This window comes from Rhodococcus sp. TAF43 (assembly GCF_052113525.1).
Classification (GTDB): domain Bacteria; phylum Actinomycetota; class Actinomycetes; order Mycobacteriales; family Mycobacteriaceae; genus Prescottella.
The window spans coordinates 1-9,544 of the sequence record NZ_JBFRDL010000090.1 but is presented as its reverse complement, the minus strand read 5'-3'; the positions used below and the strand labels follow the sequence as shown (position 1 = coordinate 9,544).

Below are 9,544 nucleotides of genomic sequence, written 5' to 3'. Positions count from 1 at the left end.
CTCTCCGATCCGACCCAGATCGCGTACTACATCTGTGCCGGGCCGCGCCGCACCACGCTCACTGAACTCGCCGCCGTCGCCGGGTCCCGGTGGCGGGTCGAGGAATGCTTCCAACAAGCCAAAAACGAGGCCGGCCTCGACCAGTACCAGGTTCGCACCTACCGCGCCTGGTACGCCCRCACCACCCTGTCGATGCTCGCCCTCGCTTGGCTYGCCGGAACGAAAACCGAAGCAGCAAAAGGGGAACCGGAACACACGATCAGGGCATGATCGCGTATACGGTACCCGAGATCCGCCGCCTGCTCATGCATCTCATCCTCCGACACGCCCACCCCGATGGCCACGCCTGGTCCTGGTCACGCTGGCGACGACGCCGACAACACCAGGCCCGCACCTGCCACTACCGAACCCGCGGACACCCGCTATAAGTGCCGTTGCAGTACTAGCAGCCTCCGCCGACGCCGGGGATCCTCGGTGTCGAGCTGGACGAGGAGGGTGGTCGGCCCACCGTGATGGTGGATTTCATCGATCTCGAGGGTGTCCACCGCGAAGTCGACATCGATCTGCAGACGGGTCGCATCATCGAGGACGAGCCCGAGGGCGATCAAGGGTCTGTGTCGCGGACCGCGGGCGGGAGAGGCCGCGATCGACCCGACTGACCCCGGCTGATCAGCGCGACCGCTGTTGCAGGGCGGCCACGCTGGCTCCGGCGAGGGTGAGCAAGGCGGCGACACCGGCGAATCCGGTAGCGACCATGATCACTACGAGCGGACGGTTTGGTGAACCGGCATCTACCGCTTCGAAGTGCAGATTGATCTCGACGACCGCCGCGATAAGCACTGCGATACAGGCGGTGATTGCGGCGCTCGCCGCTCTGCGGGCGCGGGACGCTGCTGGTGCGCGAACAGCCGCGTGTGCAGCGGCTACGGCGATCCACACCGAGCCCGCCAATCCGACACCCCACAGGGCGTAGGACCACCAGGCATACGAGCCTTGCACGCCCCCGAGTACCAGCGCCACGCATACGATCTGCAGCCCGATCGCCTTGACGGTCGACACGGCGTTCATCGAATCGGTCATGTGGAACCTCGCCTTCTGCGATTGGATGGTCATCGATAGAACTCCGAAAACAACTGTGGCGGTTCGAACCCCGATCTCGGAGCAGTGCCCGAGGTCGGCCAGCCACTCTTCGCGGTAGCGATCCCTGCGGGCGGCAGGGGTCAACCGCGCGCAGGTCCGGACCATCCACCGAGCCGCTCTCATGCCAACCTCGCTCGATAGATCGCAGCCGGTGCGGGAGTCGCCGGCGCGAGCATCGCCGTCGCGCGTGCCCGGCCGTCGTGGGTGAGGGTGTAGTAGCGCCGCCGTGGTCCTGAGTGAGCCTGATCGGTCTCCCACGCGGACTCCACCCACCCTGCCTCTTCGAGGCGGGCGAGGATCGGATAGACGCTTCCAGCAGGACGTCCCGTCTCGCGCACTATCTGCAATCCCCATATCGGACCGGCGGAACTCGACAGTTCAGCGAGAACGGCGAGCGTTGCCGGCGTCCTACGTAATCGCGTACTCATGGCCTAACTCTATACATAGAGATGCGCATTTGTCATCACCATGCATCTACAGTGCATGTGGCGTCGGAGCGGATCCCTGGGCGGCTCACAGGAAGTTCACAGCGAACGTCCAGGCTGTGGCCAGGAGCTGCGCCGATGATGGCCGGGTGAGTGTTACCAAGCCCGCGGCCCGGGTATTGATCGTCGACGATGAGCCGACCATCGTCGAGTTGCTGTCCGTGAGCCTACGGTTTCAGAGCTTCGAGGTGGAGACGGCCGCCAACGGATGTGAGGGGCTCGACCGGGCGCGCGCGTTCCGGCCGGACGCGCTGATCGTCGACGTGACGATGCCGGGCATGGATGGCTTCGGACTGCTGCGTCGACTGCGCGCCGACGGTGTGGACGCCCCGGTGTTGTTCCTGACCGCCCGCGTTACTGTCGACGACAAGCTCGCCGGCCTCGCTCTGGGCGCCGACGACTATGTGACCAAGCCATTCAGCCTGGAGGAGGTGGTCGCCCGACTACGGGTGATCCTGCGGCGGGCTTCGCGTGACGAGCAGGTCGATCCCGCGCGGATCCGCTTTGCCGACCTCGAACTCGACGACGAAACACATGAGGTGTGGAAGGCGGGCGAGACGGCCTCGTTGTCCCCGACTGAATTCACCCTTCTGCGGTACTTCATGGTCAACGCCGGTGTGGTGCTGAGCAAGCAGCGGATCCTCGACCACGTGTGGCACTACGACTTCGGCGGTGAGGTCGGGGTGGTCGAGACGTACGTGTCGTACCTGCGCCGAAAGATCGACACCGGGGAGAAACGGTTGATCCACACGTTGCGCGGCGTCGGCTACGTCATGCGCGAGCAGCGGTAGGCATGGTGGTGGGGCGCCGGGTCCGTCAGATCCCATTGCGGTTCATGCTGATGGCCGCACTCGTGCTCCTCGCGGGTCTCGGGTTGTTCGCGTCGGGGGTGGCGGTTACCTCGTCGCTGGAGAACTCGTTGATCGCCCGCACCGACGCGACGCTGCGCGACGCGGCGCACGGGTGGGCGAAACCCGAGGCTCTGTCGCCGCTGCCGCCGATGACACTGCCGCTACCGCTGCCCGCGCCCGACCGGCCACCGACCCCCTTCTTCGTCCTCACCCAGGCCCCCGCCGGCCAGACCCAGTTGGTCATCAACGACGACTTCAAACAACCAGATCTACCGCAGGACCTGGGGCCGGAGCCGGTCACGGTCGGCTCTGTCGGTGACCCCGGGCAGCGCTGGCGGGCGCTGGCCAACTCCTCGCCGATGGGCAAGGTGACGGTGGCGGTGAGTCTGTCCGACGTCGACGACACCGTGCAGCGACTGGTGATCCTCCAGGTCGTGATCGGGGCCGTGGTGCTGCTGGTCCTGGGGGTGCTCGGCTATTTCGTTGTGCGGCGGAGCCTGCGTCCGCTCGTCGAGGTCGAGCACACTGCCGCAGCTATCGCGGCGGGCGACTTGGACCGCCGGGTCCCCGACCACCGCGGCGCCGGGACCGAGGTGGGGCGGCTGTCGGCCGCGCTCAACGGGATGCTGGCGCAGATCCAAACCGCGTTCGCGGCCACCGCGGCGTCTGAGGACTCGGCGCGCCGGTCGGAGGAGAAGATGCGCCGGTTCGTCGCCGACGCCAGTCACGAGCTGCGTACCCCGCTGACCACGATCCGCGGATTCGCCGAACTGTACCGGCAGGGCGCGATGACCGACACCGCGGTGGTGATGGCACGGATCGAAGGGCAGGCCGCCCGGATGGGTCTGCTGGTCGAGGACCTGCTGATGCTCGCACGCCTCGACGCCGAGCGCCCGATCGAGCGGGCCCCGGTGGATCTGCTCGCGGTGGCCTCGGACGCGGTCCACGACGCGCGGGCCGTGGCTCCCGGGCGGCGGATCGGCCTCGAGGTGCTCGGCGGCCCAGGGCTGGCCGAGGTCCTCGGTGACGTGGCGCGGCTGCGTCAGGTACTCGGCAACCTGGTCGGCAACGCCCTGAGCCACACACCGGAGGACGCCGAGGTGATGGTGCGGGTCGGCACGGAGGGGCCGAACGCGGTGCTCGAGGTCGCCGACACCGGTCCAGGACTGGGCCCGGAAGCGGCCGAGCGGGTGTTCGAGCGGTTCTACCGGGTCGACGCCTCACGAAACCGGAGCAGCGGCGGTAGCGGGCTGGGCCTGTCCATCGTCGCGGCGCTGGTGTCCGCGCACGGTGGCACCGTCACCCTGGAGTCCGCCGAGGGGGAGGGCGCGGTGTTCCGGGTGCTGCTGCCGCGGATCGAGCGGCAAGACTGAACGCTCCATCGGGGGCAGTGGCTCCGTGACCACGCTCGCGCAGCGGGTTCTCGGAGCCATACTCCCGCCTACGCCGTACCACCCAGCGCGGCGAGCGCGCACAGGAAGCTGCCAGCCGCAGTCCAGAGCCATCACAGGTTCGTTCAGCACCATTGCGGCCATGACGACGAAATCGATTTTCCACCAACGAGATCGGCCGCCGCCCGACCGTACGGACACCGTCACTCTCGACCTGGTGATCCCTGTCTACAACGAGGAACGCGACCTCGAGCCCTGCGTGCGCAGGCTGCGCGCGTACTTGGACGGATCCGTCCCATATCCGAGCCGGATCACGGTGGCGGACAACGCCAGCACCGACGCGACGCTCGCGGTGGCGAACCGGCTGGCGGAGGAGTTCGACTCCGTCCGTGTGGTGCACCTCGACGAGAAGGGCCGCGGCCGAGCACTGCGCACCGTGTGGAGCGCCTCCGACTCGGAGGTCGTCGCCTACATGGACGTAGACCTGTCCACCGATCTCAACGCGCTGCTTCCGCTGGTGGCGCCGCTGGTGTCGGGACACTCCGACGTCGCGATCGGCTCGCGGCTCACGCGCTCCTCCCGTGTGGTGCGTGGGCCGAAGCGTGAGGCGATCTCGCGCTGTTACAACCTGATCCTGCGCGGTGCGCTACGGGCGAAGTTTTCCGACGCCCAGTGCGGATTCAAGGCGATGCGCACCGACGTCGCCCGACAGCTGCTGCCGCTGGTGGAGGACACCGGCTGGTTCTTCGACACCGAGCTGCTGGTGCTCGCCGAGCGGGTGGGGCTCCGCATCCACGAGGTGCCGGTGGACTGGGTCGACGACCCCGACAGCACCGTCGACATCGTCTCGACCGCGGTCGCCGACTTGAAGGGCGTGCTCCGGGTCGGCCGGGCACTGGCCACCGGCGCTCTGCCGGTCGCCGCGTTACGCACCAGCCTCGGCCGCGAGCCGCTGGTGCCGGGGGTGCCGCACGGCATGGTCGGGCAGCTGGTCCGGTTCGCCGCGGTCGGGGCCGCCTCGACCGTCGCGTACGCGGTGCTCTACCTGGCACTGCATCCCGTGATCGGTGCCCAGGCGGCGAATCTCGTCGCGCTGCTGATCACCGCGGTGCTCAACACCGCAGCCAACCGGGCGTTCACCTTCGGAGTGCGCGGCCGCGCGGATGCCGCCAAACACCAGGCCCAGGGCCTCGCGGTGTTCGCGGTCGGCCTGGCTCTGACCAGCGGATCCCTGTTTGCCCTGCACCACTGGCTGCCCGACGCCTCCAAGCATCTCGAGTTGGCGGTGCTGGTGGCCGCGAATCTGATTGCCACTCTCACTCGTTTCGTCGCCCTGCGTCGGGTGTTCCGAAACCACCTCGAAGGAGCCGCCCGGTGACCACCGTCGAAGCCACGTCGATGCAGGCCGCGGCGCCCGAGCCGACCCCGCGTCGCCGCAACCCCGAGCCGTGGCTGCTGGCGGCGCTGCTGATCGGGACCGCGGTGGCCTACATGTGGGGACTCGGCGCCTCCGGCTGGGCCAACTCGTTCTATTCCGCTGCGGTGCAGGCGGGTTCGGAGTCCTGGAAGGCCTTCTTCTTCGGCTCGTCGGACGCCGCGAACTCGATCACCGTGGACAAGCCGCCCGCCTCGCTGTGGGTGATGGCGCTGTCGGTGCGGCTGTTCGGGCTCAGCTCGTGGGCGATCCTGGTGCCGCAGGCACTGATGGGCGTCGCCACAGTCGCGCTCTTGTGGGCGACGGTGCGGCGGTTCTTCGGCGCAGCCGCAGGACTGCTCGCCGGGCTGGTGCTGGCATTGACACCGGTGGCCGTGCTGATGTTCCGGTTCAACAACCCTGACGCGCTGCTGGTGCTGCTCATGACGGCCTCGGCCTGGGCGCTGCTGCGGGCGGTGCAGGACGGCCGCACCCGTTGGCTGGTCCTGACCGGCGCGCTGGTGGGGCTGGGCTTCCTCACCAAACAGCTGCAGGTGATGCTGGTGGTGCCGCCACTCGCGCTGACCTACCTGCTGTTCGGGCCGCCCCGCCTCGGCGCCCGGATCGCGCAACTGTTCGCGGCACTGGCCGCGATGGTCGTCGCCGCCGGCTGGTGGCTGCTGACGGTCGAGCTGTGGCCCGCCGAGTCCAGGCCTTGGATCGGCGGCTCACAAAACAACTCGATCCTGGAGCTGACCCTCGGCTACAACGGCCTCGGCCGCCTGAACGGCAACGAACTCGGCAGCGCCCTCATGAACTTGGGAACGGGCGCAGAGACCGCCGGGATGCCCCCATCGGGTGAACTGCCGGTCGGTGGACCGGGCGCGGCCGCCGGTGTGCCCCCATTGGGTGAACTGCCGGCCGGTGGCCCCGGCGGGACGTGGGGGAGTACCGGGATCACCCGGATGTTCGACCTCGAGCAGGGCGGTCAGATCTCCTGGCTGATACCAGCCGCGCTCATCCTCGGCGTGATCGGAATCGTGTTGTGCGGCAGGAGTGCCCGTATCGATCCCGGACGGGCGGCGTTCGTGCTGTTCGGGTCCTGGCTGCTTGTCACCGGACTGGTGTTCAGCTTCATGGCCGGAATCTTCCACTCGTACTACACAATCGCGATGGCCCCGCAGGTCGGCGCTCTGGTCGGCGCGGGTGCGGTACTGGCCTGGCGGCGGCGCACCGACTGGCGGGTCCGCGTCGTGCTGGCGGGCGCCCTTGCCGCGACCGCCGTATGGTCGTGGGAGTTGCTCGGGCGCAGCGAATCCTTCCTGCCCTGGCTGCGCTGGGTGGTGCTGRTGGTCGGGATACTCGCGGCGGTGGCACTGCTGTGGCCGCGCCTGAGCGGGCGGCTGGCAGCGGCGACCGCGGCGGCGGCGGTGCTCACCGGGCTGGCGGGCCCGGCCGCGTACGCGGCCGACACCATCAGGACCCCACACGGGGGCGCGATACCCACCGCAGGGCCCAGCGACTCGGCCCTGCCATTCGACCTTGCCGAGTATTCCGGCGCGGGCTTGATTGTCGTCGGCCCAGGCGGGGCGGTGGTGATCCCGTCGCCCGGCCCTGCCACCGGGGCCCCCGGCCCGGGGTCCGCGCCGGGCGGCCCCGCCGGGAACCAGCCGGCAGCACCTGCGGGAAGCCAGCCAGTCGGGCTAGATCAGATTGGGGGTGGCCCCGGCGGCGGGTTGCTGCACGGCAGCGAGCCCAGCGCTGAGATGACCAAACTGCTCGAACATGACGCAGACCGGTACACCTGGGCGGCCGCTACGACCGGCTCGAACAGCGCCGCCGGCTACCAGCTGGCCACCGGCCGCCCTGTGATGCCGATCGGCGGGTTCAACGGTACCGATCCCTCGCCGACCCTCGCGCAGTTCCAGCGGTACGTGGCCGAGGGCCGGATCCACTACTTCATCGGCGACGGCATGGAAATGGCCGGGATAGGACCCGGCGGCGTCGGCACAGGCGCACAGATCACCGAATGGGTGAAGCAGAACTTCGCGTCGACCACTGTCGACGGGATGCCGATGTACGACCTGACCGCGCCCCTGACAGGAGCGAGGTAGGGCGCGTACGCGCACCGCTGCGATCACCTGCTTCGGTCCGTCGGCACCCGTCGACGGACCGGAGCAGGTAGTCAAGGATGACGGGGCTTCGTGTTGTCCTGACTGTCGTGGACTGCGCCACCGTAGCCCGGTAGTCCAGTTTGCCGCCGCGGTTGCCGCGTTGCGACGCAGCTCCCGTGAGATGGTCGACGGATCCCGTCCCACCGCCCGGGCGATCTCACGCACCCCAGCTCCCTGGGCCTTCAGTAGCACAATCTCCTCCTCCCGTCGATGCGACGGTGCGCCAGGCGACCTCATCGGCGACCGGCCCGTGAGATCCTTCATCCATCCCGCTGGCCTGCCCATCAACACCTCCGTCATCAAGGTGTTGCGACCACCGGTTGAATCCGCCCAGTATCAGCATCGGTCCTGGCGACGGTTGCTGGCCGATGCCGGTGCGACGCAGTCGATGTCATGCAAAGGCAACCGCTACCACAACACGGTGATGGACTCGTGGAACGAGAAACCGTCAGACTCGCCCCCTGGCTGCTTCGAGTGCGGTATCCAGTGGGCGTGGTGTCGCACGGGACCGCGTTGTCCACGGCCCCGAATGATGGTGCTCCTTTCGTCCCGGCGGGGAAGATTTCCGCTGGTCAGGTCACTGTTTTTGGTGTCGTCACGCGTGTGATCGCGGCGACGAGCAGGTCGACGTGGGGTGCGTGGGCGGCGAGTTTGAGGTGGATGCGTCGGGCGTGACGGACGATGCGGCCGGCGATGTGGAACAGCCGGAGTCGGAGTCGTTTCGGTTCCCAGCGTCGGGCGGTTTCGGTGTCGAACGCGAGGAGTTGTGTCCAGGCGATCAGTTCGCCGGCGAGTTGCACGATCTGCAGCCAGATCCGGTTCTGGTCGAACCCGTGTAGCGGAAGGTTCTGCAGGCCAGTGTCTTTCGCGCCCCGGATCCGGTCCTCGCAACGGGCCCGGCGGCGGTGCCGCAGCTCGAGATCCGGGAGTTGGCCGCGGGTGGTGTTGGTGGCGAACGCGGTCAACCGCAGACCCTCGTGGTCGGTGAACCGCAGTTGCGCGCCGGGGTGCGGCCGCTCCTTGCGGACGATGACCCGCATCCCAGCGGGCCAGGTAGAYAGGTCGATCAGCCCGGTGAGCTCGGCGACCCAGGCGCCGTCACGGACCTTCCCGTCGGCGTCGTAGGCGGGCGTCCACACGGTCTTCGGGATCAGGTCGATCGCCGCGGTCATGGTGTCGGTGAGCCCGAACCCGATCGAGTACGCCAACCGCCGCTTGGTCAGGTAGTCGAGAAAGTCGTGCGTGCCGCCGGCGCCATCGGTGCGGATCAACACTTTCTTCCCGACCCGGTAGCCCGGATCGAACGGCAACTGCGCCAACGCATCCTTGACCACGGTCACATGGTCTGCAGCGGTGTTCGAGCCGGCATTTCCGGGCCGCAGGAGCATCGCCACCGGCTCACCGGTCCCGCCATCACCGTGGTCGACGAACGCGCACAACGGATGAAACCCGAAGCCACGCTTGAATGTCGGGGCTGCGGATTCCTTCTCCGAGTGCGCGGTCACCAGGGTGGCATCGATGTCGACGACCAGCGGATCCTTCTCGTCGATCCGATGATCGGGTGTCCGGTCTCCGGCCGCGGCCCATGCACGGCGTCGGGCCGCAGCGCGAGCACTCCCGATCGCCGCGAGTGCGGCGCCGGGGTCCGCGGCCAGCGCGGTGACCAGCCTCGATACGGTCGGGTCGGAGGCGACCGGACCGAACACCTGCGGGTGCGCCCGCAACTGCGCGATGTCGGCCAGGCAGTCACCGCCGAGCGCGAGCGTGACCGCGAGATCCAACACGATCTTGCCCGGGTCGTGCGTCGCGAGGGGCTTGCGCCACGGCTCGAGCGCGGCCGACAGGGCGGTGGTCAGGCCTGTTTTCTCGGCGGTACGCAGCAACAAGACCGTCCCGGCATGCGACACGACGCYGGTTCCGGTGGCCGATGCGGACAGGTGTGGGTACGGGGACGTAGACTTGGCCACCTGAAAGGTGCTCCTTGATCACGCGATTGTTCAACCTTAGACAAGTCGAATTATCGCAGGTCGGAGCACCTTTCTTCGTCAGTGACACAGGTGTTCAGCCGAATTACCGTGAAAGCGGCAGG

Annotated in this window: 7 protein-coding genes and 2 pseudogenes; 5 read left to right on the top strand and 4 right to left on the bottom strand. The window is 68.3% G+C overall.

What is annotated here, in order from left to right:
* Positions 1-270: pseudogene (locus AB4Z09_RS28430) on the top strand (IS701 family transposase); the annotation flags it as partial.
* A gap of 399 nt (positions 271-669) precedes the next feature.
* Here the strand turns inward: AB4Z09_RS28430 and AB4Z09_RS28425 are convergent.
* Positions 670-1,080, bottom strand: coding sequence for a hypothetical protein (locus tag AB4Z09_RS28425; protein WP_442241312.1), 411 nt, complete (start codon positions 1,078-1,080; stop codon positions 670-672).
* A 179-nt stretch (positions 1,081-1,259) separates the two neighbouring features.
* Positions 1,260-1,568 carry a PadR family transcriptional regulator gene (locus AB4Z09_RS28420; protein WP_174910872.1) on the bottom strand — a complete coding sequence of 103 codons (309 nt, stop codon included), beginning with the start codon at positions 1,566-1,568 and terminating at the stop codon, positions 1,260-1,262.
* 146 nt (positions 1,569-1,714) lie between these two features.
* Between AB4Z09_RS28420 and AB4Z09_RS28415 the strand changes: the two genes are divergently transcribed.
* The 4 genes from AB4Z09_RS28415 to AB4Z09_RS28400 all read left to right on the top strand — a co-directional run bounded on the left by AB4Z09_RS28415 (position 1,715) and on the right by AB4Z09_RS28400 (position 7,395).
* Positions 1,715-2,416 (top strand): response regulator transcription factor, encoded by a 702-nt coding sequence (locus AB4Z09_RS28415; protein ID WP_174910869.1) that lies wholly within the window; start codon positions 1,715-1,717, stop codon positions 2,414-2,416.
* Between the two features lie 2 nt (positions 2,417-2,418).
* On the top strand, positions 2,419-3,849 hold the full coding sequence (locus AB4Z09_RS28410) for a sensor histidine kinase (protein ID WP_302675456.1): 1,431 nt from the start codon (positions 2,419-2,421) through the stop codon (positions 3,847-3,849).
* Between the two features lie 160 nt (positions 3,850-4,009).
* On the top strand, positions 4,010-5,245 hold the full coding sequence (locus AB4Z09_RS28405) for a bifunctional glycosyltransferase family 2/GtrA family protein (protein ID WP_174910867.1): 1,236 nt from the start codon (positions 4,010-4,012) through the stop codon (positions 5,243-5,245).
* 20 nt (positions 5,246-5,265) lie between these two features.
* Positions 5,266-7,395, top strand: a complete 2,130-nt coding sequence (locus tag AB4Z09_RS28400) for a glycosyltransferase family 39 protein (RefSeq protein WP_442241313.1) — start codon at positions 5,266-5,268, stop codon at positions 7,393-7,395.
* Positions 7,396-7,507: 112 nt separating this feature from the next.
* On the opposite strand, the pseudogene AB4Z09_RS28395 reads toward AB4Z09_RS28400, so the two are convergent.
* Both AB4Z09_RS28395 and AB4Z09_RS28390 read right to left on the bottom strand, forming a co-directional pair.
* A pseudogene (locus tag AB4Z09_RS28395) lies at positions 7,508-7,719 on the bottom strand (helix-turn-helix domain-containing protein); the annotation flags it as partial.
* Positions 7,720-8,027: 308 nt separating this feature from the next.
* Positions 8,028-9,422, bottom strand: coding sequence for an IS1380 family transposase (locus tag AB4Z09_RS28390; protein ID WP_442241311.1), 1,395 nt, complete (start codon positions 9,420-9,422; stop codon positions 8,028-8,030).
* Positions 9,423-9,544: the final 122 nt, after the last annotated feature.